The sequence below is a fragment of the Vibrio sp. KUL70 genome (genome assembly GCF_059725515.1).
In genome coordinates this window covers 267,415-290,589 of record NZ_AP045835.1, presented here as the reverse complement: position 1 = coordinate 290,589, position 23,175 = coordinate 267,415, and the positions used below count along the sequence as shown (strand labels likewise).

Genomic DNA, 23,175 nt, shown 5'->3' with positions numbered 1-23,175 from the left:
CGCGGCTAAATGGATTCCCACGGTTGTTGAACATCCGCTAAACGTATTTTGATGGCTTTTTGTTCGAGGGATTTTATGGATACAAAGCGAGTGGAGGGTCGCTGAACAGCTTCTCAAATAGCAACAGCATCATATTCTTATTATATTCCGTAAGTTTTCCGTACAAATTGAATGAGCATTAAGGATGTACTATATTCTCTATAATTACGGAATAGATCCGTACGTAGGAGGGGCTATGGCAACGGCACGTTTAGATATTCGCCTTGATGAAGAGATCAAGGCAAAAGCCGAAAAAGCATCGGCTTTACTTGGTTTAAAAAGTCTCACTGAATATGTAGTGAGACTAATGGACGAAGATGCGACTCATGTTATTGAGGAACATGAAAGTATTATGGTTAAAGACAGTGTCTTTGACGAGTTTATGGCTGCGTGCAATAAAGCAAAAGCACCGAATCAAGCTTTGCTTGAAGCTGCCAAATTTACAGATGAAAGTGGTATTAAGTGAGTTGGGGTAAAGAGTTCGTAGAGCTTAGTAAATCAAAGCATGATCGCAACTCATTTGACTGTGGTGAGCAAGAGCTAAACACATTTATCAAAACTCAAGCTGCAAAGCACATGCAAGCAGGTATTAGCCGAACAATGGTTTTACCTAGTTCTCAACCACTGTTAAATCAAAAATTCGCTATTTGTGCATTTTATAGTGTTTCACCGAGTTCAATCAGCCGAGAAACATTACCAGCACAACAAGCAAAGAAACTTCCTAGGTATCCAATCCCTGTTTTTGTGTTGGCTCAGTTAGCTGTCCACAAAGGGTTTCATGGCTCTGGGCTCGGAAAGGTTAGTCTAATTCGAGCACTGAAGTACTTGTGGGAAGTGAATCGCTATATGAGGGCGTACGCAATTGTTGTGGACTGTCTGACAGATTCCGCTCAAGCGTTCTATGCGAAGTTCGGCTTTGAAGTGCTGTGCGAACATAATGGACGTATTCGTATGTTTTTACCAATGAAAACGGTAGAACAGCTTTTTAATCAATAGGCTACGAATATAACAAATTGTTCAACAGGGACCCCTAACGCTTGTCCACTTTTATACAAATCAGCTTCAGTGTTTAGGGCGAACATTTTAATTTGGGTGGCATTGCGTTGTCGCTCGTTAACAAGGCGTTGATACCCCCACTGTCAATAAGCGCCTAGAACTTTCTGCTCCCACATTTCAGAGCCTTTGTTCAATTTGGGATAGTGTTACCGCATAGATGAAGTGCACGGTGGCTTTGGGATAATTGGATTTCATAGAGTTTCGATCTTAGTGGTTCACCGACGTTTAAAGCGGTTTCTCTGGCGTGATGAACTGGTCACATAGCCATTTCATTGCTTGATCATTCATGTTTGGACGATTCCATACCAAGCTGTATGCGACTTTTCCATAATCGAAAGGCAATGGCTTCGCGATGAGCCCTTTGGCTTGTAGGGCTTTCTGCGACCATAACTTTGAACAGGTAAACAAGTAGGGTGTTTGATGACAAAGTACGGCGGCGGAGCCAAAGTCAGCAACCGAAATAGCGACGTCACGAGGTTTGTGACACTGCACCAAATTCTGTTCAAAGAAGGGTTGTGACAGCTCGTTATCAAAGATCCCAATGTGTTTGTAGCTCAGGTAGTCTTCGATAGTCAGCGCTGTTTTGGCGAGAGGATGATCAGCTCCCATCAAGCACACCATCTCATCAGATAAGATGGTCTTCCATACCAACTCTTTGTTTTCTGTCGGAGGCTGTGAAATATCGTGAGGCAGTAAAATGGCATTCACTTTACCGCTTAATAGCGAGTCAAAACCGAACTGCTGCTTTGAATACAGCTTTAGCGCTGCATTGGGAGCCAACTGAGTGGTTATCCGACTGATGGTTGGAGAAAACACTTCAAAAGTACTCTCACGCATCGATAAGGTAAAGCTACCTTGGTAAGTCTCTGGAACGAAGCTCTTTTGATGCAGAAGGCCGTTCATGCTCGATAGTATGGCATGTACGGTTGGTGCAATTTGATGTGCAAACGGAGTAGGGATGAGCTTGGTACCATCGCGGTAGAAAAGCTCATCATCGAGAATCACTCTAAGCTGAGAGAGTGTTTTACTGACACTGGAGGGCGTTACATACAACTGTTCCGCAGTTTGTGTCACGCTATGAGTATTGAGCATAACGTGAAGAACAGTAAGGTGTTTAAGGCTAACGCGCGATAGGTGGAGATAATCCATCTCTACTCCAGAATCAGAGAACGAGTCTGGATTCTAACGTGCTAGCTTGTGATGAGCACGCGAAAAGTGACCTGCACAGAAAGCACCGACAATAGAAAGTTCGCCCGCCAAACAGAGCGCGGCGCACACTTCTGCCAACGCTTGTGATTTACCGTTGCCATGAAGCCCTAACAAGTCCAAACACGCTTTCTGGCTTGGTAACCCCGTACCACCGCCCACAGTACCTAACATCAAGTTCGGAAGGGTGACGCTAGCGTACAATCCGCCTTCTTTGTTGAGTTCCATACGAGTCATACCAATAGCCGATTCAGCTACGCAAGCTGCATCTTGACCGCAAGCGATATAGAGCGCAGCCAGTGCATTCGCATAATGGGCATTGATACCAATGGTACCGCTTAGTGCGCCGCCAACAGTGGTCATTTGTCCAAACTGAACCATTTTCTCTGGCGTTGTATGGAGATACTTCTCGACCAACTCCGCAGGAATGTTCACTTCTGCGGTTACTTTTTTGCCGCGTACGCTGCGCAGTGTCTGTGTATTGGCTTTTTTGTCGCCGGATAGATTGCCGTCGAGAAACGCATGGTCAGGCTTTACAGGTGTATGCTCAATGATGTATTCGAACACGGCATTGGTCGCAATGGTCACCATGTTTTGCCCCGAGGCGTCGCCTGTCAAAAATTCAAACACAAGGTAAACGTGATTGCCTTCGATGTTGCAACTGATGTCGGTGAGTTTGCCGTGCGATGTCGTCGATTCTGCAAGCGCCTTAAAGTGATCGTATTGCGTCACTACCCATGCGACGAATTGACCAGCTTGCGCCAAGTTCTCGAAGGCAAAACCAGGAGTACGAGTCACCCCTTCATTGAGCAGCATTGCGCTTGCACCACCACAAGCCGAAATGAGCTTAGAGCCGCGATTATACGAAGCGACGAGAGCTGCTTCTGTGGTCGCCAATGGCACTAAATAATCCCCTTCGGCAAACAGACCGTTTACACGCAGTGGGCCCGAAATGCCGACTGGCACTTTAACGGTGCCAATAAAGTGTTCGATATTCTTTTCATAGGCAGAAAATTGCGAAAAGGTATGGGCGTCAAGCAGTTCAGCTTGGCTTTCTGCATTATCAAGTGCTGTCCAACGGCGGGTAAGATTTTTCTCAGTCAAGTAAGGGCTTGGAGTTAGCTTTTTACTGGGCTTGTCGAAATGGGGTTGAAGCTTTTGTTCTAATTCTTCTGCGGTGATATCGCCACCTAAGATTGAAACGTAGTCGCGACGGTGCAGGTTGAGTTTTGGCATAATTATTATTGGTACAGTTGGAACAGCAAGAGATATTTTGCGCTGATTCTACCGAGTAATGGGGGAGAAACAAGCGTCAGATATAATGAGTTACAGTTTGTGCAGCAATCGACAAAGAAACGCGAAGCTTTGTTCAGAGATTATGAGCACACTGTTAATCGCCATATTAGATGTGAATATCTAAAAGGCTTCCTATGGCTTCATTCTGGCGCTCGACGACAGAAGCACCCACGCGATTGTAGCTGGCGCTTTGTGTGAGTTTAACTAGCGCATCGCTGTGAGAAGGCATGGGTTCACTCACGGCTTCTTTTTGAAGAGGATCTGCGGTAGGGAGTTGATTAAAGCTGAGATCACTTATAGGTGCCATTTCTTGCTCTAACTGAGGTTCATTCTTAGCAAGCTGATTAATCTCCACAGCGGCTTCTTCCACCATGTTGGCAGACTGCTGCATGATTGCGTAACCAGAATGTAGACCTGAAATGGACATTCATCGACCTCTATTTATCCTTTACTTGAGTTTAGGTTGGCTAAATAATGAACGCAAGAGCAATGTGCGATCTACGAGCCGATACATTGTGACTAAGTCGTTGTCAGGGGGAGCAATATAGGAAATTCAGTGTACGTTGGAACGTCCGATGAAATTCATTCATCAAACGAGTGAATAAGAGAGCAACCAGCATGATTTGTGGCGGACTAGGTGTGAATTGCTATATTGATAACTTGATATATTGATAAGTTGCTAGGGGTGGTAAAGCGGCATTGTGTTAAAACTGCGGAGAAATGAGGAACTGCTTAGTAAAGTTGATATTAACTAAACAGTTCGCTCAGTGCTTTCATCTCTTCGTCCGTAAGCAAAGGTTGTTGCTTTTTGTCGGCTTTATTGTCGATGGTTTCACCAATTTCACCTTGAAGAGCGATAAGTTGTTGATTGCTCAATAGATGAATCTGTTGTTTTAAAGCTTCGAATTGTAGTGCGTTCATGATACAGCCTTATGTCGTCTGTTACGCTACTAAAATCATAGTGTCCCAGTAGCATAGATCCAGTAAAATTGTAGGAAAATCGCTAAATATTTCGCTATTCCAATTTATAAGACAACTATAGTTTCGTTTGAGCAGATTTTGTCCGAGAAATGTCAGGCAAAGTTAGTACTTGGTCAATCAAAATTAGAACATTCGAAGTGTGTAAATTTTGTAGATGTCAGCACTGGCGGGGGTTGGTGGGCTTTTTCTCGTAACTTGTTGATTTATATAGTATGCCGTGAAGAACAAAAGGATAGCTAAAGTCGAGTGTTTTTTTAAGCTATCCTTTTGTTTGTTATTGGTTTGATTTTGTATTACTTTTTCGGTATTTATCGAACTATTTGCCGAGCGTTACTTTCACCGCAAACTTAGTTGCCAAGGTATGCAATTCAGGCAGCATTCGATAGATAAGATGCAGTTGTTGTAGCACCATTCGGACAGAACTTTCGTCTTCTTCTCGCCATTCACTCAAACGGTTATCAAGCTCTGAGTCGTAACTATTTTTGATTTCACATTGCTCACTGTGGCTATGAAGTTGAGAGTACAAAGCATCTAGATGCTCGTGAATCACTCGGTACGCATCTAACACCAGCTTGTGAGTCGCCTCATCATCAATACGTGTTCTGTGCGCCCCTAGCGCTGAAATATAGCTAAGTAGAGCGTGATTAAGGGTCAAAAAACGGAAACTTTCATCGACTGAGGTTCGATATTTTCCGGGCTCAACCAGCATGCTACTGATCGCCACGGTTAAGTTGGCATCACTGTTGTGTGCACTGCGGCGGGCGATGCGATAACTGAGATTATCTTTTTTGCCTACCCGATATTGCCCAATGATCTGTGCCAGGTAGGACTTATTGGCGTCTAGCGCATCGGCCATTACTTTATGCAAACGCTTCGATTGCCAATCTGGGAATAGGTAAACCACCGCAAGTACAGCTAACGCACAGCCAATAAAGGTATCCGCAAGTCGAGGCAGAACCACGGCATAGCCTTCACCAAGTTGGTTGAAACAGAACAGGACCAGTAGAGTGATGAACCCAGTGGCAAATCCGTAGTTATTGATACGGAAGGCAAAGAACATCACACCGCTGATGACAATAAAAACCAATTGGCTCTCTTGGGAAGGGAAGAAAGTCAGCAGGGGAACGCCAATCAGCAGGCCTGCCACTGTACCAATGACACGCGCGGTGAGCTTTTGACGAGTCGCGCTGTAGTTTGGCTGACACACGAACAGCGTCGTGAGCAGGATCCAGTAGCCTCGTTCAATCTCTAAGCCTTGAATGATTCCATAGCCTAGCGTTAGGGTTACCGCCATGCGTATTGCATGACGAAATAGCATTGAATCTTGGTTAAGGTTGGCGCGTATTCTGTGCCACATAGCCTTTAAGGTATGAGGATTGGTGTCATCCAATACGTCTTCTTCAAGCTTTTCTGCATCTGGGTTATTGATGTTTGAGAGCTGTTTTTCCACCGTCGCTAAGTTTTTAAATAGAAATTCGAGCTGACTAAGTAGCGGTTTCCACTCCGGGCGGTTTTGTTGATGGAGGTGACTTAAAGAAGACATCAGCTCATCTAAAGCGAGTACCGACTTGTCACTGTGCTGATACTCCGCACCGACTTTTAAAGAACTCGCAATTTCACGGCAAGCTTTGGCTTGCGCCTCTAGGAGATATTTAAAGCGGAACAATACATCCGATCGTTCAAAATGTTTCGCCAATTCTTGATAGCGATAGTGAGTAGAGCTGACGCGCTCGTGAATATCTTGGGCGATGAAATAGGTATTTAGAAAGCGGTCGCTTGGCCCATCGATGTGTCCTCGCTTAGATCGACTCAGCAGCGTGGCTTTACACATATTGAGGGCATTAACTGTGCTTGCATTGAGTTTGGCTTCAATAATGCGGTGCGGTTGAGGGACGAGATCGGTCACGGGATAGAATAATTCTGCTTTGGACTCCATGTAGTTACCAATCTGGTCAAAAACGGTCGCAAGGTTCTGCTGTACAGGTTGCATTGGCCAAACAATCTGCCAAATCATCGACATAAAGTAGTACCAAGCCGCACCAGTTAACAGTAGCAGCGGTTGGAACCACAAATTGGTGCTCTCATGGGCGCCCAGCATGGTGTAGATAGCCACAAGAAGGGAGCCAAAAGCGATACTGGCGTATTTCGGGCCAATGGCACCTAGCATGATGAAAGTGAACGTCGAGATGAACAACCCAATGGCGAACAACCAAGGTGTATCAAAAAGTAGCTCAATAGAAAAAGCGGCAATAGCAAAACAGATAAAGGTTAATGTGAGTGCTTTAAGCCTTCCGGTAAAACTATCGTCACTTTCTGCCAGTGCAGCGGCAATAACGCCAAGAATGAGCGGGGTGATTAACGTATTTTGTTCGTAGTACCAAGCCGGCACCACAACACCCAAGAGGGTGATTAGAATGAGGACGCTGTAATTTATGGTTTTGTTCGCCCAGTAGAGGCGTAAATTTTCAGAGAAGTTCACAGTCGCTCGCTATTCAAGCTAAAAACATAATCCTAACAGAAATCAAGCACAAGAATTTGATACTAATTCATAATTAACTCTAGGTGGTCATGAAAACGGCGATAAGAGATGGGATATTATTATTTCTTATTGCAACATGATATAAATTCACAATCTCCCATTTAAGAGCAAGCCCAATGCAGCTAAGCGCAAATAAGACTGCACAGTTTTTTATCCAAAATGAATACCATCAAGTTGAGCTAGATGGCTCACGTTTACTCCTCTCGTCTGTCGGCAGTGAGGAGCGCATTCCGTTCACAATATGGAGTGGTAAAGTCGCGATAAAGCGCGGCTTGTTTTGGGGTTCATTGCAGTTCTTTGCCAACTCTGATGAGGGGAAACAACGCAGCTGGTTGGTGCAAGGTTTGCCGTGGAGCGAGTGCCGCCAATTTGCACGTCGTGCAGTGAATGCTTACCAACAGTGGCACGATACTCAATGTGAGCAGTTAGCGGAGCATGTCCCTGAATGGGAAACTGAGTTGACGCGACTTGAACAACTGCCAGCATTTTTACCGCACTCTCAAGTCGAGCAATGGGTCAATAAAGTTAATCAAGGCTTAGAGTCTATGGCAATGACTTTGGATGAAGCTGCTCAGCGCATGCCTAAGCGAATTGCGCGCCTCTCTTCTTGGTTGCTTGAGACCGAAGAGCAGCAAGCGGAGCGCAACCGACAATGGCTTGATCGGGAACGTCAAAACTGGGAAGTACTGTTTGCGCAATGCGAATCTTCGCCGCTGAATCTTTCTCAGCAATATGCGGTGTTGATGAACGACGATCACAACTTGATCTTGGCGGGTGCCGGTTCAGGAAAAACCAGTGTTCTTACCGCTCGTGTTGCCTATCTGTTACAGAGCCATCAGGCTCAGGCAGAAGAGATGTTATTGCTCGCGTTTGGACGCGAGGCTGCTGACGAAATGAAACAGCGCTTAGATAGCAAAATCGGTCTCTCAGCTGAAAAAGTGCAGGTGAATACTTTCCACCAGTTGGGGCTAAAAATTCTTAATCACGTTGAAAATGAACCCGTGACCATCTCTCCTTTGGCACTGGACAGTAATCAACGTCAAGCGTGGTGTATCGACTGGCTTAAAAAGCACTGGATGACCCCGACTAACTTTAAGCGTTGGCAAAAACACCTCGCTAAATGGCCTATTGCTTACCTGAAGGGCGATGAAGAGCTTGGCAGCCATGTCTCGAACCTTAAGCTAATCGGGTGGTTAGAGAAGCAGTTAGAGCAGTTAAATAGTTCAGGCTTAACCAAAAAAGAGGTGCAGCAACAACTTATCGATCACCCCGATTATACGCGCTTAAACAGTGAGTTAGCACTTTGCTGGCCATGTGTGACGGCTTGGCAGAAAAATCTGAAAGAGCAGAATCAAATCGATTTCTCGATGATGATCAGTCGTGCTACTCAATATGTCGAGAAAGGACGGTTTATTTCGCCTTGGAAGTTCATCATGATCGATGAGTACCAAGATATCTCTCCAGATCGCTTGGCGTTGGTTGAGGCACTTTGTAATCAAACCAAGGCGCAATATCAAGCCTCTATCTTTGCGGTGGGTGATGACTGGCAATCTATCTATCAGTTTGCTGGTGCGGATGTCGATCTAACCACGGGTTTCAAAGATCGATTCAAAAGTTCGACGATTCATCATTTAGACACAACTTATCGTTTTAATAACCAATTAGGCGCGGTGGCGAATCGATTTGTGCAAGAGAACCCGATTCAACTACCGAAAGAGCTCAATAGCTTTAAGCAGCAGAAGCAGAAGGCGGTGTATACAGCACCGAGTAAAGATGTTGAGAAGATCCTCGATCAGCTCAACCGCCAAGTAAAAGGAAATGCGACAAAGTCAGTGTTGCTGCTTGGGCGCAACCACTATCATAAACCGGAGCTTTTAGCGGATTGGCAGAAGATTTACACATCGTTAGACATGAGTTTTATGACCTGCCACGCAAGTAAGGGTAAAGAAGCGGACTTTGTGATCATTCTTTGTGTAGATGAGGGGCAATTCCCAGCGAAGAAGAAACAGCTTCATATTGATGGCGCGTTAACAGAGTCTTCAGATAAATTCCCTTATGCTGAAGAGAGAAGACTGTTCTACGTCGCTATGACACGAGCAAAAGAAAAAGTCTGGATTACGCACAGTGGTGATGGTTCTGGCTTTGTACAAGAGTTACATCAATCGGATTATCCGGTTGTTCGGAGAAAATAAACCGTAGTCTAGTCAACATTTTTGGTAAGGAGGCCGAAATGGAGCATGGTTCGATTAATTACATTGAGTTTGCAGCAAAAGATTTAGATAAGACCAAGGCGTTCTTTGAATCCGTATTCCAGTGGCAGTTTGAAGATTATGGACCAGAGTACACAGCTTTTACTGCCAAAGGTCTGATGGGTGGTTTTTATCAGTCTGAATTGGCTTGTGACGCGAGCACAGGTGGGGCTTTGATGGTGTTCTATAGCCAAGGGTTAGAGCAGACTGAGCAAGAGATTGTGCAAGCGGGTGGCATGATTAAGCGAGATATCTTTGCTTTTCCGGGCGGTCGACGTTTCCACTTCTGCGAGCCAAGTGGTAATGAAATGGCGGTTTGGAGCGATAAGTAATTGAGCACTCCGTCTCGTCGTTGCAAAATATTCGTCATTACCAAATAAAACAGCCTGCAAGTAAGCAGGCTGTGTTTGTATTGCGGCGCTTAGTTAAGTGCGGCTTGCTAAATAAGCTTCGTAATCTGGGATCTCAATCGACACTTCCTCGTCAAGCATTGAAGAGTTGAATAGGAAGTTTGCTGTCGCGCGGTTAGTTGCCACAGGGATGTTCCACACACTCGCGATGCGCAGCAGTGCTTTTACGTCTGGGTCGTGAGGCACAGCATTAAGAGGATCCCAGAAGAAGATCATCATGTCGATCTTACCTTCAGAAATCAATGCACCAAGTTGCTGGTCGCCACCCATAGGGCCACTGATCATGCTTTTAATCGCTAAGCCTGTTTCTTTGCTTAGTAGATGCCCTGTGGTGCCTGTCGCGTATAGAAAGTGCCCTTGCAGTTTTTCTTTGTGCTCTTTCACCCAACGCAGTAATTCTGGCTTGAAATTATCATGAGCCACCAAAGCGATGTTCTTATGAGCTGGCATCGTACGTGTTGTTTTTTGCATGAATGTTTCCTAAGTAATTGGCTTAAATTTTTTGATTTTGTTTAATTTCTAGTTAGCAATATATCACTAAGGTGAGACACTGAATACTGGACGAAACTCAGAAGGTGACAACGAATCGGCAATCACCTTTTTTTTGAGAGATGAAGGCGTTAGTGCTTCAATTTTAGGCTCTTGATGAAATTCATAAGGTTGCTTTCTTAAATAATGTGTCGCTTGCTTCACGGACAGGCGGCCTTGTTCAACCATCTTATCTGTGGGTGCAAACAGCACTTTGTCACGAAGTAATCCACGGTAGACACCGTGACTTAAGTAACTTGAAAGCAATCCGATCTCTTTCTCTTTATTCGCCGCTCTTACCTCACTGATTGCCGCTTCAATCGCGACTGCGCTGCCAACGATGTATTTTATATTCGGTAAATCAATCACCTGCTGAACGAGGTTTCTCTGTAGCTCTTTGTCATTATCTGCCCAGTAACTGACAGCAATATTAATATCGCTGGACTTAATCGCATCATAAAAGCCGATAGCGACAGGTTTGGTGCCACCGCTTGCTTGCGGGCCAAGTAGCAGCGCAATATCCGTTTTTCCTGATCCTTTCGGGTGCTTTGCTTTAAGAAACTTACCAACTTCATAACCCATCTGCCACCAATCTACCCCTACGGTACCTTTGAGCACTTGATCTTGCTGTGCTTGACTGAGGTTGAGTTCATTGACGGTGGCAAAAACAGGTGTCGAGTCGACCCATTTGGTTAGGTTGTCGTAAAAAGCACCGGGAGATACGGTGCCAAGGATAATCGCATCGGCACCCCATTGATTGCACAACTCAAGTTGCGAGGCCTGTTTACCGATGTTGGGATAACCGCCAGCTTCGAGCACTCGTAGTTCAATTTTTTGCTTTTTGGCTTCTGAAATCATGCCGTAATTGACTGACAACCAGTAAGAGTCTTTCAGGTGTGGGTAGATGGCGCACACCTTCTCTTTTTCTTGCGCGACAGAAGAAACCTGGTCTTTGGCTGCTGCTTTATTGTCCACTGCGAGGTCGTTGGCGACTGCCGAGTAACTGGCTGCAGCCAGTGAGCATGAAACTAGAGTTGAAACTAAAGGTTTAGATAGCATGAATTGTCAGTTTATTGGCTTTGGATAAGAAACACTGCAAAATATAGCGTATTCTGCATGGGTAAAGAAGAATGTTTTAAGGTTACGGGTTTATGTTGTTAGCCACGGCAAGTATAGGTAGAAAGCTGCTCGCCTCATTTTTAGTGATGGCCTTATTGGTTGTCTTATCAGCTCTGATTGGTGTGTCAGGTTTTAGCTTTGTGGCAAAAACAGAACGAAACGTCGTTGACTCCGCACTGCCAGCTATGATTGAGGCGCGTCAGGTCTCTGAACTAAGCAATCGTATTATTGCATCGGTACAAACTCTCAGTAATGCTCGCAATGAAGAGCAGCGCAAAGAAGCTGGTTCAGAACTGTTCGAACTGCTGGAATCTTTACTGCGTCATATCAAAGAACTTGGCTCAGATAGCTTTGATTCGGAATTGTTGAGTAACCTAGAAAACAACGTTCAGAATGTTATTAATACCTTAGCGGAACTTGGTGTATCAGTAGAGCGAAAATTATGGCTAAACAAAGAGCTTCACTCTCGCGTAGAGGAGATGCGCTTGTTGGCAGAAGAGCTCGAGCAACTCACCCGAACCCAAGTGTTGAATACAGCCACCATTGCCGTGGCTAATGTTACGCACATTTATGATTTACTCGAAAAGCAGCAGACCGATCGCGCATACAAGGCATTGGATGCTTTAGTCGAGGTCGATCTGGATCTTTCTGAACGTTTGCACGAACTGCATCTTTTAGCGTTTAAGATGCTCAATCAGATTGAAGAGACACCGACGGTTACTGATGTCGATCGTATTCACCAAATCCAGACTGAGTTTGAAGCTAACCTGAAAATTATGGCTCGTCGTGTAAAAGCGGTGGAAGACCCAACCCGTTCAGAGCAGATGTCGCAGCTTTTAGATGAGCTGCGTAGCCGACAGGTGGCTTTCGATATTGCGCTAGAGAAGGAAGAAAACGCAAAAAAATCAGAAGACTTAATGCAGAACACATTGGCGTTGTTTTCCCAGCTTAACAACACGGTCAACGTGCTGGTGGATGATTCGAACCGCAGTACCAAAGAGGCGGTTGACGAACTGACGACCACATTGAATTACGCTCAATGGACGTTATCGGTTATCTCAGTGATTGGTTTATTCATCGCTGCGTTTATTGTGTGGCGTGTGGTGTATGTGTCGGTAGTCAAAAGGCTTGCTGAGTACTCCGTTGCCTTGATGTCGATAGCTCAAGGGCGCTTAAATATCGATATATCGGTGAAAGGTAACGATGAATTAGCTCATATGGGGCAAGCGATCATCACAGCTAGAAATACTGCTCAAGCTCTGCAAGTGGTGGCGGTTGGTGAGGCAAAGGCTAAACGTGAGCTCGAGGAGCACAAAGAGCACCTTGAAGAGTTGATTACGGAACGAACTTATCAGCTGCAACAAACCAATGAAAAACTCAATATAGAAGTGTTAAACCACGCTAAAGCACGACGTGCAGCAGAGCAAGCCAGTCGCGCTAAATCGGCGTTTCTTGCCACGATGAGTCACGAGATTCGAACGCCAATGAATGGTGTTTTAGGAACAGCAAGGTTACTTAAAGATACAGGGCTAAATCCGTTGCAATCGGGCTATGCTGACATCATCAACCGCAGTGGTAAAAACTTACTTGCGATACTCAATGATGTTCTGGATTACTCAAAAATCGAAGCTGGTCATCTCGAGATTCGCGTTGCTTCTTTTAATCTTCACCAAATGGTTGAAGACACCTACCAACTCATGGAAGGAAGAGCATCCGAGAAGCAAATTGATTTCAGTTTCCAAATCGAAAGTGATGTGCAGACTTATTGGCGTGGGGATGTCACTCGTCTGAGTCAAATCTTGAACAATTTGGTGGGGAATGCGATTAAATTTACCGACACCGGCTCTGTTGATATCTACGTCAGTTTAGATGTCGAAGATCCCAACCGCGTGATGTTTGAAGTGGCGGACACCGGCGCAGGCATCAAAGCCGATGAGCAGCAATGTTTGTTTGATGCCTTTAGCCAAACAGAGAGTGGTCGCAACAAAAAAGGGGGCACTGGACTCGGCCTCGCCATCAGTAAGAGCATTTTAACCGCGATGGGTGGTGATATTGGCGTACACTCAGAAGAGGGCGAGGGGAGTCAGTTCTGGTTCTCTGTTCCGCTTGAGATTGGTGAAAAAGTAGAAGTGCAAGCTCAGGCGGTAGAAGCATGTGTCAAAGCTAAAGTACTCTTGATTGAGGACAATCCGGTTAACTGTATTGTTGCAGAGGGTTTCTTGAACAATCTTGGACATCAAGTCACCATCGCAACCACGGGTGCACAAGCTAGAGAGCTGTTTAAAGAGCAGGGCTTTGATATTGCCTTAGTGGATATTAATCTTCCAGACTGTGATGGTACGGAACTGATTCGAGACCTGAGAAATGACCTAAAGGTACTCAACAGCCATTCACAAGCGCAGAGAGCAGAGCCGCCAATGATTGCGGTTTCTGCCCATGTTTTCAATGAAGAAGTGGAAGAGTACTTAGCTTCTGGTTTCGATGACTTCTTACCAAAACCTTTAGAGAAAGAGGCGTTGGCAAGGCTGATTAGTACTCAGTTAACAGGGCGTCGATTGTTGCTGCCTCAGCCAGATTCATCGGATCGCATGTGCATTGCTCAAAAAGGCGAAAGTGGTGTGCCAAACAACATTGATGAGCCAAACAACATTGATGATATAGTCGAAAAGAAGCAGGAGGTGGATGCGTTGATCATTGACCCTAAGGTCATCGAGGGCGACTTGGCGATTCTAGGTAAAGAAAAAATGCTGTCGATTGTGGAGCTGTTTGAAGAGAGCTCTCAAGTTATTCTCGATGAGTTAAAGATGGCTAGCGAAGCGAAGAACTCACGAGAAGTGAAGTCTCTTGCGCATAAGTTAAAAGGCTCTGCAGGCAGTCTGGGTTTAGGCAAACTACATCAAGCCTGCTTAGCTATTGAAGCTGCCGCTGAACCTTTGGCTGAATATGGCAATACCGCAGAGGCGCTAATAGAGATAGTCTGCGCGTCGAATAAGGCGCTTAAATCTTATTTTTAGCCATGACATTTAAGCTTCCAATAACAAAAATCCTCTGCAGTTAAGGCAGAGGATTTTTCGTTTTAACTCAATCTAGTTTGAATGATGTAGGATGGGTTACAAGCTTTAGCGGTTTTCAAAGCGATTGTAGTCGAGCAGACCAAACTCTATAGGTTGATTTTGCTGATACCATTGGTGAACACGGTCGCTGAAAGGCCAAAAGTCACTTGAGCTTCTGCGCACCGCAAACTTATCCAGTAATGCCACATAATCCTCTTCAGTTTCAATGGCTTGTAGCATCGAGATAAGTTGAGGGATTTCCGTTTCATCTAGTTCTAGGAAAGCTGCAGGGTAGCTACCTACAACGCCTCTCACCAACGTAAGATCATCGTTCTCGTAGTCACGATTGCTCTCTTCATCAAACAAACTGGAGATGTTGGTATGAGAGTTGTTGTGAATCATTGTAAATAACTGCTCCTCACCGCTGTGAGCTTTGATCATCATCATCACGAGTTGAGGTACGTGTTGTAGACCTGCTCCCTTAATTGCATCGACTTGTTGTAGTAGAGCCTCGTGCTTCGGTTCAAATCCAGTATTCACGATTTCATAGCGATCATTGAGGATAGGTCTTAGCTTCTCTTTTAACATGTCGAACAACTCCGCCTTCGGATCGTCAGTTTTGTAAACAACGCTGGAAGGCTGATCGAATGGCGCGATATTGCGCTGCAAGAAATCGCTTAGCTGAGTGTCCTGGTCTTGATACCAGCTTGAGTGCTCTTTATGGCGTACATCTTTAGGTAGCAGGGTCAAGAAGTTACTCTCGCCTTCTAGACGCAGGAAATCCATAAACATGCGTGTCATCAACTGGTGGCCAAAGTTGCCGTACACATCAAAGCCCGCAACTAACAGGTAATGGATACGCTCAAGGAGCGCGTAATCAAGTACCCATGCTGTCTTTGGTTGTGTCCCCACCAAACCTTGCACCACAGAAGCACTGTCGAAGTGCCTAAACACGGTTAACGCTGCATTTGGGTTGGTACCGCCACCGTCCCAAATAACGTTCATGGTGAGGTTCTCACCGTTTTTGAACCATTTATTAGCGAACTCGGACTTACCGTCTAGGTAGCGAGCTTGTTGTTTTGAGTATTTTACCCAGTTAGTGACGGGTAGCGTGTTACTTTCAAGTTCCCCGGGCAGTTTTAGGTTGTCTTTTTGGCTAGCGTAGAAGTCATTGATCTCAGGAAGATCGGCTTTGTCCGGGTCGACAAACACCACCCAGAAACGGTCATTAATAACGTTCAATGCCAATTGTCCGCGACATACCGGGCCTTTGATATAGGCCATGATGGTATTTTGTGCGTTATCGAGCATGAATTTAAAGCGTGAGTTGACAGGCAATGCCTCAAACGCAGTCATTGGGTTGGCAGCGACATCGACATCATAACTTGGTAGCTCTCGCACTGTGTATGGTGTATTGACGAACCAAGTTGTCCAGTCTCGCAGGCGTTTCTCATTCAGAGCAAACGGCATATGGGTTTTATCGACAATGGTTCCCTGCTCGGGAATGATGCGGTAGTAAACGCGTGCCACCTCAGGATCGTCATATGGTCGACGTGTTGTAATGCGTTGCACTGGTTGACCTGGTGGCGTTGCAGAGCGAACCAAGGTGAAGAAGCGCGTTGGCCCCTCTAACTCTGAGAAGTAGAGGTGAGAAAGGAATAAGTGCTCGTAGATGTAACGAGCAGACAGCTGACTCTTACGCGCGCTTTTGTTTAAGAAGCTCTCATAAGTATCAACCAGTGCTTGCTCATCTTCAGTCAATGGGATGTGAGCGTTCATGATTGCGCCGTTCTCTAACCAGCTCATCAAAGTCGCATATTCACCTTTATTAAGATTTGGCATCCCGTAAGGCATTCCCCATGTTGGGTAATCTGTCTCGTATTGAGCATACTCTTCAATAGTCGGACACTGCTGATCGCGATCGACAGCAAAATCAAAGCCTTCTAACTGTTTTTGATCGGGAAGTGGGTGGTTCTCTTTTTGAATCAGCATACGAGCTATTAAACCGGCGTCTAAGTTTGCGGTCGAGTTTTGCATACGCTCGTTCAGCACAGGGTGGAAGTCTGCCTCGCGCCATTCTTGAGTCGTCTGCGCATCTTCAAACAGACGAGTAGGGGCCGATGCGGTTAAACGGGTGCCCTCATAAACCAACTCTTTGCTTGCACCGCGGTCTATTCCTTCTACTGAGGACATTTTTAGTTGGCACGGCGCATCGTAACAGGCGTGACACACCACACATCGGTTATCGATAATCGGTTTTACTTCATTAATGAAATGTTGTGCTTGTGCAGAAACCACAGGTGCTTGGCGGTCGCGAACTTCGGGTTCGCCAAACAGTTCGTCGAAGTTTAAGCCAGCGTACATTGCACAACCAGAGAAGAGGCTGACCAGTACGACAACCAAGATTCTTTTTAAATTCATAGAGACTTATAGTTTTATCATTTTTCTTAAGTATATCGAAAATGATTGAAAATGCTCATGTTCTAGTAATTTGTTGAATAGCCTTGGTGAGAAAAGCGAGCAGCGTAAAGGGAAAATTAACGCTACTCGCTAGGTTTGATTCGGTCTCGACAGTATGTCTGGAAGTACCTATTGAATAGACCCAGAAGCGCCTACCGATTAGAACCAGTAGTGTCTACCGATTAGAATGAGTAGCTCGCGTTGAAGCGGAAATCGCGGCCTGCACTTGCATAGCCTTGTGCGACAGGGCTACCAATGTATTCCATGTATGAGGCGTGATCGAAGTAGAACTTATCAAACACGTTCTTCACTGACAGAGTGAATGTCAGCTTGTCATTCGACATGGGAATCCACTGTGCGTAAAGGTCATGAACGCCGTAGCCAGGCTTTTCAGGGTGAGCACTTGGGTCTGCAACATCGGTTAAGCGTTCTACAAAACGAGCGTTCCAGCCAAGTTCTAAGCTTTCTGTTGCTGTGTAACCTAAATCGAGAACCCATGTATCACCAACTGATGTACCAATGTTCATACTGTCGTCTGATAGTGGCTCACCGTTCAGCTCTGGGCGTGACTGGCTGTAACTTAGGCGTGTGCGCAGTTGGTCAAATTGATAGCTGATGTACGCGTTAATGCCTTTGTTTTTCAGGTCACCGACATTGGTGATGATGCCGTTATCACCGACAACATCTTCGATTTCGCTATAGAAAAAGGTGGCTCCAATGGCGAGATCTTGTGCTTGATAAGCCATGCCGAACTCTGTGTTTTGCGCTTTTTCCGGTTTGCGATTCGGGTCGTTCTCTTTGTAATCGATGACGAACAGCTCTTTGATCTGTTGACCGCGAAACGCTTCAGCGTAGCTAGCAAATACATTGATAGAAGGCGTGATCTTGTAATCTAAACCAGCATTGGGGCTAAAGCCGCTAGAATCAAATTTCTGGTCTTTATTGTCTTCCAGTTTATACCAGTCGTAACGAGCTCCCGCAGTGAGTGTTAAGTCTTGGGTAATGCGCCAATCGTCTTGAACAAACAAACCGTAAACCTTGCCTTTCTCTTTACTGTTTTGAGCACCGGAACCCGTGTCAAAATCTGCAGTATCATTTTTGTAGTCGACACCGTAGATAGCCGTATTTGTTGTCCAGTTCGAGGTGTTACTGATTTTTGCACCATAGGTCTCAATTGAACCGTCACTGGTCCCCCATCTTGGGTGGTTTTTGTGCGCGATGCGATTGCTGGTGTTGTAGAGCGTACTCTCAACATTTAGCCTATCGCTGCCCGTGTATTTGTGAGACGCAGTAATTGTATGACGGTCGGCCTCTTGGTCTAATGGGTCGTTTTTGAAACTTGGCTGAAAGTGTGGTCGATTTAAGCGACGGCCATCGTCTTGGCGGAAGTCGTAACTCAAAGATAAGTACTGACTTTCAGTAACTTGACCTGAGAGTTTAAGGAGCGCCACAGTTTGCTCTAAAGCCGTATAAGGCTGGCTATCACCGTTTCCATCTTTGATATTCTGGCCATCAACGTAACCAAACGAGGCAAGTAACCCTAAGCCTTCGGTAACTTCACCGTAAAGACTCGTAGAGACTTTGTAACCATCGTTGTTGGTGTAATAACCACCTTTGACCTGTGCGCCAAAGCTATCGTTTGGATGGAGCAGATCATGAGCGTCTTTGGTCTTAAATTGGATGGCACCACCTAGTGCTCCCGGACCATTTGTCGCACGGCCTGCACCCGCACTGACATCGACTTGTTTGAGCAGTTCTGGCTCAATCGAGAGTCGACCTTGGTGATGGAATAGGCTGCCCGACTGCTCAGCACCATCAACAGAAATATTCAGCATGGTGTCTTCAAGGCCACGTACATAGATCTTTTGAGATATGCCTGAAGAGCCACCCACGCTTACTTCAGCATCACCACGAAAAATGTCGTTGAGATCTTGGGCTTGACGCTTGTCCAAGTCATCTGCAGTGATGGTCAGGTCTTCAGTATGAACTTGGTGACCGGTCACTTCGATGACCTCAGTATCGTCCGCAGAAAAAGCACTGTTAGAAATGAGAAGCAGAGATAAAGCAATAGGGCTTAATTTAAAAGTGGCTGGTAAATTCACCGAAACCTCCGATGTTAATGAGAATTATTATCGAACTGGATTTTGGTGTAATTTGGGTATTGAGTAAATCAATTTTACAAATGTTACATATCAGAAATTGCCATATAGAACAGCTACTTCACAACGATAGCGTGAATTGGAATGTGCTCGACTAAATCGGCAGCTCGATACTTACGCAAAGCCCTTTGTCTGGTGCGTTGCGAGCGCTAACCGAGCCCCTAACGGCTTCTATGTGACGTTTGGCGAGTGCTAGCCCAACCCCAAACCCTTTGCGAGTGCCAACTTGGTTATGTGCTTTAAAGAACGGGGTAAACATCTTGCTATAAAGTTGCGGATCAATACCCGGTCCACTGTCCGTGAGAGTGAGCTTCACTGTCGACTTTTCACTTACAATATTGATTGAAAGTTGTTCACCTTCAGGTGTGTAACGAAGACCATTACGCAAGATATTCTCTATTGCATGTGCTAAAGCTCTCTGGTTGGAGTTGCGAAGCATCATTGTATCTGAAGAGTTAAGCAGGATCTGTTTGTTAGAAAATTCAAATCGAGCATCCTCGACGATCGCTTCAACCAACTCAATCAGATCGAAACACTCTTGTCGAAGGTCGGGATTTTCGTTCTCTAACCAAGCCAAAGTTAAGGTATCTTCAGCCAACTCACGCATGTTTCTGGTTTCGCTTTTGATTCGCTTCATCATGGCGTCGGCCTTGATGTTTTGCTCGATACAATCAATCGCAGTTTCAACACGAGCAATCGGTGTTCTGATTTCATGGGACATGTCGGAGATTAGGTTTCGATTGTGGGTGATGACATCCGAAGTTTTTTCAGCCATCGCGTTGAATGTGCATGCAATCTGGCTAAATTCATCGTTGCCTCGCGTGAGTTGTGTTGGAATGCGCGCTGAGTAATTGCCTTTGCTGAACTCTTGCGTTGCACAATGAAACTGGTGTAGTGGACGCATCACGTAACGATACAAATAGACAGTCAGTGCGAGAAGCGTAGAAAACGGGATGATAAAGCGAAATAGCCAGAATGCATGAGATATGTAGGTTCCGGGACGCATTCTATCAGGAAGTATAACCAGGAAATGATAGTTAGAAGGACTGAGTGCGACCTCCATGATTGGATTGTCAGGAAAGTCTAAGTGTATTTTCCACTCAACATTGCGGCCAATTCCGTAACCCTCCCAGAAGCGCTGATTGAGTTCATTACCTGCGACGACATCAATGCTAGACTGAACCACTGTTACCCAAGTATTTTCGGCTTCAGCGAGATCATCAAGCCAAATATCAAGCTCTGAAAACTGCTGCTTGGCTAAGAAGTTTTGAGCAGTCTGACCCCAAGTGAGGATCTCTTGTTGATGATTCTTTTTTATGTAACTCATTTTCTCGTTTGAGAGTATTGCGGCACTGTGCAATAGAGAAAAAAAGATCACTACGCCACACGACAGTACGATAAATAAGCGCCAAAACAATAATCGACTCATTTTACGATGTATCCCTTACCATGCACGGTTTGAATACGGTCGTTAGGCATACCAAAGGAGAGTAGCTTTTTTCTGACTCTGGAGAGGTGCATATCTAAGCTGCGATCGTATTGACTAAACTCTCGTTCGAGTACCGCTTGATATAAAAATGGCTTGTTTTGAACCGAACCTGCATTTTGAACCAATACCCAGAGAAGCTTGAATTGAGTTGGAGTTAGTTCAGTCGTTTGCTGTTGATTATCGATAGTCACACTAACGTTGTGGGTGAGTCTGTCGAGGGTGAGCTCATGATGCTGAAGGCGGTGTGAGGGAGTTTGGTTAAGAGGTTCAGGCTTGCTGCGTCTAAGGACAGCTTCAACTCGCAAGCTGATTTCGGTGAAGCTGCATGGCTTAGAGATGTAGTCATCAGCACCCGATTTAAAACCTCGAATACGATGCTCTTCCGCACCATAAGCGGTTAGCATGATCACTGGAGTTTGTGAGCTCTCATGAACAAAATTAAGAATGCTGAAGCCATCAACCTTGGGTAAGTCGACATCCAGTAATATTAGGTCGAAGCTTTCTAGCCTAAGAAGCTCTAGCGCTTTTTCGCCACAAGTGGTACTTGACACTTGATAGCCACGATTACTTAACAAGTCACTAAGGTGTTCATTGAGGGTTATGTCGTCCTCGACAACAAGGAGCCGACCTGACGTAGGATCTTTTACTTTTGAGGGGGTAGGAGAGTAATCGAAAGACAACATAAGGCACACCAATTATTGATAATGAAAACTATTATCAATAATTGGTGTGGTGAATGCAACGAGCATAGCGATGCCTTTGTAACCAAATGCATCAAATTGGACGCGCCCCGAGTTTTCATTTGAGTATTACTTGTATTTCTATCGGTGGTTCTGTTAGCTCTCTGAATGTTACTGATTTATCCAGCAGACAGAAAAAGGTATGCCCAGTTTGTCGAACTCTTTAATCCAACGCCACTGATTGTCTTGGAGCTTATCCCCGGGTCCTTTCACTTCTACCCAACGAAAGCCGTACTCATTGAAAGCAATCAGATCAGGCATACCCGTTCGATACAGTTTGAGATCTTTGAGTAATACTCTAAACAGGTCACAAAGCACAGGTAGCGGAATATGTTCGATCGCTCGCTCTAAAAGATCTTTGGAGAAGTAGGCCCACTGCACAAAAGGGTTAGCGATACCTTGTTTGGCTTGAAATGTATCCAATAAGATTCGTGTGCCTTCATCATTGAGTGCACTAAAGGTTTGCTCTATCAACTCTTGTCTCTTGCTAACAAAGTCGTCGTGGTATAGGTCGAGAGGGCGATATTGATACTGGTTGATAAAGGCGCCATCCACTTCCGCAAATATCACGTCCCAAAATGCCAAGCCAAACAAACCGTTGAGAAAGGTATTCTCGCTGAAGTAACAATGCCAACCTTGTGTTTCCATATGTGCGCGCACGGCCTCCTCGACGCGTACCGTGCTGAGGTCCAATTTTAGATGTTCATTCTCACAGGTTGGCTTTTTGGTTCGTGGTACTTTGTGACCTTGAAGTCTTTGTACTCTTTGTTCTAACTTGTGCGCCACTTCTAACTCTGCGACATCAATCGGACACTGGAGCATATCGGTGACAACGTCACTCATTGCTTGGGTTTGGTTTAGCTTGTCATGAATACGCGCCTGTCGTTCACGACTTGGGGGTAGGTGCGATTGAGCAAAATAGTGTAGGGCGAGTTGATACTCTCCCAATCGCTCAAGATCTCTGGCAATCAAATTGATCAGCTTGGATCGGCGTCGAATTAGCGCAGTGTGATCGCTGTTGGTTGGTATGCTATCCAGCAGATCAGTGAGAGATTCGGAGTCTTTTGTTGTGATCTCATAGTATTGGTTGTGAATCTTGTGCAGCGTTAACAGTTCGTCTACTTGCTCACGGCTTTGAAAGAATCGAGTTTCGAGAGTAATAGTTACCGGCTCGAAGGTGTTTAGTCCCAAATCACTCAACACAAATTGGCTTAGATCTTGGTGAGTATTGCCAAAGAAAAGCACAAGTAATAGGTTGATGAACTCAGGATGTAGCAGTTCAATGCAGGCAAACGGAAGCTGATCAAAACCAGTGAATGTCTGGTCTGGCAACTGCTGTAGCAAGATATCCTTACGAGCGGCGCGGTTTGATACGAGATCTGGGAATACCTGAAACAGCTCTGGCTTCGTTAGTAGCTCTCGCGCTAACTCTGAATAGGAGATGACCGGTCGAGCTTCATTCATTCCCTTGCTTGAGCGAATAAAGCCTTGTTCGCCAAGGCGTTCAAGTTGCAGCGGAGAATCGTCGATTTCTTGATAGTTAAGCTTATCGCTTCGAAACCAATGTCCTTTGCGGCTGAACATTCTCACAAGAGCACAACGAGCGGGCGAGGGCAAAGCCATGAAACGTCTCAGCCACTCTTGCTCTTGAGGGGTAAGTAGATCTAGATACCACTGTTGGGCGTGTTCGATAAGGCGTTGGAAGTTATCGAGGTAATAAGTTGGTGGTAGTACAGGTGTGTTGTCTAGCAAGTCTTTGTCTCATCAATCCGTTATTTGAAAAGGCTTCCTTCTAACCCAACCAGTTTATAGGACGCAGATACAAAAAGAGCCTAACCCTAAGGTTAAGCT

At 45.3% G+C, this 23,175-nt stretch carries 17 protein-coding genes; 5 read left to right on the top strand and 12 right to left on the bottom strand.

Features of this window, described 5'->3' with window-relative positions; all coding sequences use genetic code 11:
- Window positions 1–235 precede the first annotated feature (235 nt).
- Window positions 236–505, top strand: coding sequence for a type II toxin-antitoxin system TacA family antitoxin (locus AC6I7V_RS15350; protein ID WP_038969991.1), 270 nt, complete (start codon window positions 236–238; stop codon window positions 503–505).
- Entirely contained in the window at window positions 502–1,035 is a 534-nt protein-coding gene (locus tag AC6I7V_RS15345; RefSeq protein WP_498012177.1) for a GNAT family N-acetyltransferase, read from the top strand. Before AC6I7V_RS15350 ends, AC6I7V_RS15345 begins: the two co-directional genes overlap by 4 nt.
- 285 nt (window positions 1,036–1,320) lie before the next feature.
- On the opposite strand, the gene AC6I7V_RS15340 is transcribed toward AC6I7V_RS15345, so the two are convergent.
- From AC6I7V_RS15340 to yccS, 5 genes are all read right to left on the bottom strand, one after another.
- Window positions 1,321–2,244 (bottom strand): LysR family transcriptional regulator, encoded by a 924-nt coding sequence (locus AC6I7V_RS15340; protein WP_498012176.1) that lies wholly within the window; start codon window positions 2,242–2,244, stop codon window positions 1,321–1,323.
- Between the two features lie 33 nt (window positions 2,245–2,277).
- Window positions 2,278–3,537, bottom strand: coding sequence for a hydroxymethylglutaryl-CoA reductase (locus tag AC6I7V_RS15335; RefSeq protein ID WP_255232584.1), 1,260 nt, complete (start codon window positions 3,535–3,537; stop codon window positions 2,278–2,280).
- A gap of 166 nt (window positions 3,538–3,703) precedes the next feature.
- Window positions 3,704–4,024: a hypothetical protein gene (locus AC6I7V_RS15330; RefSeq protein WP_255232585.1), complete on the bottom strand. Its 321-nt coding sequence runs from the start codon at window positions 4,022–4,024 to the stop codon at window positions 3,704–3,706.
- 320 nt (window positions 4,025–4,344) lie between these two features.
- Window positions 4,345–4,518 (bottom strand): hypothetical protein, encoded by a 174-nt coding sequence (locus AC6I7V_RS15325; RefSeq protein ID WP_255232586.1) that lies wholly within the window; start codon window positions 4,516–4,518, stop codon window positions 4,345–4,347.
- Between the two features lie 376 nt (window positions 4,519–4,894).
- On the bottom strand, window positions 4,895–7,057 hold the full coding sequence (gene yccS / locus AC6I7V_RS15320) for a YccS family putative transporter (RefSeq protein ID WP_498012175.1): 2,163 nt from the start codon (window positions 7,055–7,057) through the stop codon (window positions 4,895–4,897).
- A gap of 176 nt (window positions 7,058–7,233) precedes the next feature.
- On the opposite strand from yccS, the gene helD reads away from it, so the two are divergent.
- On the top strand, window positions 7,234–9,309 hold the full coding sequence (gene helD, locus AC6I7V_RS15315; RefSeq protein ID WP_498012174.1) for a DNA helicase IV: 2,076 nt from the start codon (window positions 7,234–7,236) through the stop codon (window positions 9,307–9,309).
- 38 nt (window positions 9,310–9,347) lie between these two features.
- Window positions 9,348–9,698, top strand: coding sequence for a VOC family protein (locus AC6I7V_RS15310; protein ID WP_255232589.1), 351 nt, complete (start codon window positions 9,348–9,350; stop codon window positions 9,696–9,698).
- A gap of 93 nt (window positions 9,699–9,791) precedes the next feature.
- Here the strand turns inward: AC6I7V_RS15310 and AC6I7V_RS15305 are convergent, their stop codons facing one another.
- Together AC6I7V_RS15305 and torT are read right to left on the bottom strand one after the other, a co-directional pair.
- Window positions 9,792–10,247, bottom strand: a complete 456-nt coding sequence (locus AC6I7V_RS15305) for a methylglyoxal synthase (protein WP_255232590.1) — start codon at window positions 10,245–10,247, stop codon at window positions 9,792–9,794.
- A gap of 66 nt (window positions 10,248–10,313) precedes the next feature.
- On the bottom strand, window positions 10,314–11,363 hold the full coding sequence (torT, locus tag AC6I7V_RS15300) for a TMAO reductase system periplasmic protein TorT (protein ID WP_498012173.1): 1,050 nt from the start codon (window positions 11,361–11,363) through the stop codon (window positions 10,314–10,316).
- Window positions 11,364–11,455: 92 nt separating this feature from the next.
- On the opposite strand from torT, the gene torS reads away from it, so the two are divergent.
- Window positions 11,456–14,437, top strand: coding sequence for a TMAO reductase system sensor histidine kinase/response regulator TorS (gene torS / locus AC6I7V_RS15295; protein ID WP_498012172.1), 2,982 nt, complete (start codon window positions 11,456–11,458; stop codon window positions 14,435–14,437).
- A gap of 105 nt (window positions 14,438–14,542) precedes the next feature.
- On the opposite strand, the gene AC6I7V_RS15290 is transcribed toward torS, so the two are convergent.
- From AC6I7V_RS15290 to AC6I7V_RS15270, 5 genes are all read right to left on the bottom strand, one after another.
- A complete protein-coding gene (locus AC6I7V_RS15290) occupies window positions 14,543–16,897 on the bottom strand; it encodes a fatty acid cis/trans isomerase (protein ID WP_255232593.1) in 2,355 nt (784 codons plus the stop codon).
- A gap of 221 nt (window positions 16,898–17,118) precedes the next feature.
- On the bottom strand, window positions 17,119–19,038 hold the full coding sequence (locus tag AC6I7V_RS15285) for a TonB-dependent receptor domain-containing protein (protein ID WP_498012171.1): 1,920 nt from the start codon (window positions 19,036–19,038) through the stop codon (window positions 17,119–17,121).
- Between the two features lie 151 nt (window positions 19,039–19,189).
- Window positions 19,190–20,524 carry a histidine kinase sensor domain-containing protein gene (locus AC6I7V_RS15280; RefSeq protein WP_498012170.1) on the bottom strand — a complete coding sequence of 445 codons (1,335 nt, stop codon included), beginning with the start codon at window positions 20,522–20,524 and terminating at the stop codon, window positions 19,190–19,192.
- The gene (locus AC6I7V_RS15275) at window positions 20,521–21,267 is read right to left on the bottom strand and encodes a response regulator transcription factor (protein WP_261883849.1); all 747 of its coding nucleotides are present in this window, start codon (window positions 21,265–21,267) and stop codon (window positions 20,521–20,523) included. Before AC6I7V_RS15275 ends, AC6I7V_RS15280 begins: the two co-directional genes overlap by 4 nt.
- 168 nt (window positions 21,268–21,435) lie before the next feature.
- Window positions 21,436–23,076 (bottom strand): VRR-NUC domain-containing protein, encoded by a 1,641-nt coding sequence (locus AC6I7V_RS15270; RefSeq protein ID WP_498012169.1) that lies wholly within the window; start codon window positions 23,074–23,076, stop codon window positions 21,436–21,438.
- Window positions 23,077–23,175 lie beyond the last annotated feature (99 nt).

What these genes read in the sequence shown, in the direction of transcription:
- AC6I7V_RS15350 (WP_038969991.1), top strand. Translation starts at nt 236, where the DNA reads ATGGCAACGGCACGTTTAGATATTCGCCTTGATGAAGAGATCAAGGCA.
- AC6I7V_RS15340 (WP_498012176.1), bottom strand. Translation starts at nt 2,244, where the DNA reads ATGGATTATCTCCACCTATCGCGCGTTAGCCTTAAACACCTTACTGTT.
- AC6I7V_RS15335 (WP_255232584.1), bottom strand. Translation starts at nt 3,537, where the DNA reads ATGCCAAAACTCAACCTGCACCGTCGCGACTACGTTTCAATCTTAGGT.
- AC6I7V_RS15330 (WP_255232585.1), bottom strand. Translation starts at nt 4,024, where the DNA reads ATGTCCATTTCAGGTCTACATTCTGGTTACGCAATCATGCAGCAGTCT.
- AC6I7V_RS15325 (WP_255232586.1), bottom strand. Translation starts at nt 4,518, where the DNA reads ATGAACGCACTACAATTCGAAGCTTTAAAACAACAGATTCATCTATTG.
- helD (WP_498012174.1), top strand. Translation starts at nt 7,234, where the DNA reads ATGCAGCTAAGCGCAAATAAGACTGCACAGTTTTTTATCCAAAATGAA.
- AC6I7V_RS15310 (WP_255232589.1), top strand. Translation starts at nt 9,348, where the DNA reads ATGGAGCATGGTTCGATTAATTACATTGAGTTTGCAGCAAAAGATTTA.
- AC6I7V_RS15305 (WP_255232590.1), bottom strand. Translation starts at nt 10,247, where the DNA reads ATGCAAAAAACAACACGTACGATGCCAGCTCATAAGAACATCGCTTTG.
- torT (WP_498012173.1), bottom strand. Translation starts at nt 11,363, where the DNA reads ATGCTATCTAAACCTTTAGTTTCAACTCTAGTTTCATGCTCACTGGCT.
- torS (WP_498012172.1), top strand. Translation starts at nt 11,456, where the DNA reads ATGTTGTTAGCCACGGCAAGTATAGGTAGAAAGCTGCTCGCCTCATTT.
- AC6I7V_RS15290 (WP_255232593.1), bottom strand. Translation starts at nt 16,897, where the DNA reads ATGAATTTAAAAAGAATCTTGGTTGTCGTACTGGTCAGCCTCTTCTCT.
- AC6I7V_RS15280 (WP_498012170.1), bottom strand. Translation starts at nt 20,524, where the DNA reads ATGAGTCGATTATTGTTTTGGCGCTTATTTATCGTACTGTCGTGTGGC.
- AC6I7V_RS15275 (WP_261883849.1), bottom strand. Translation starts at nt 21,267, where the DNA reads ATGTTGTCTTTCGATTACTCTCCTACCCCCTCAAAAGTAAAAGATCCT.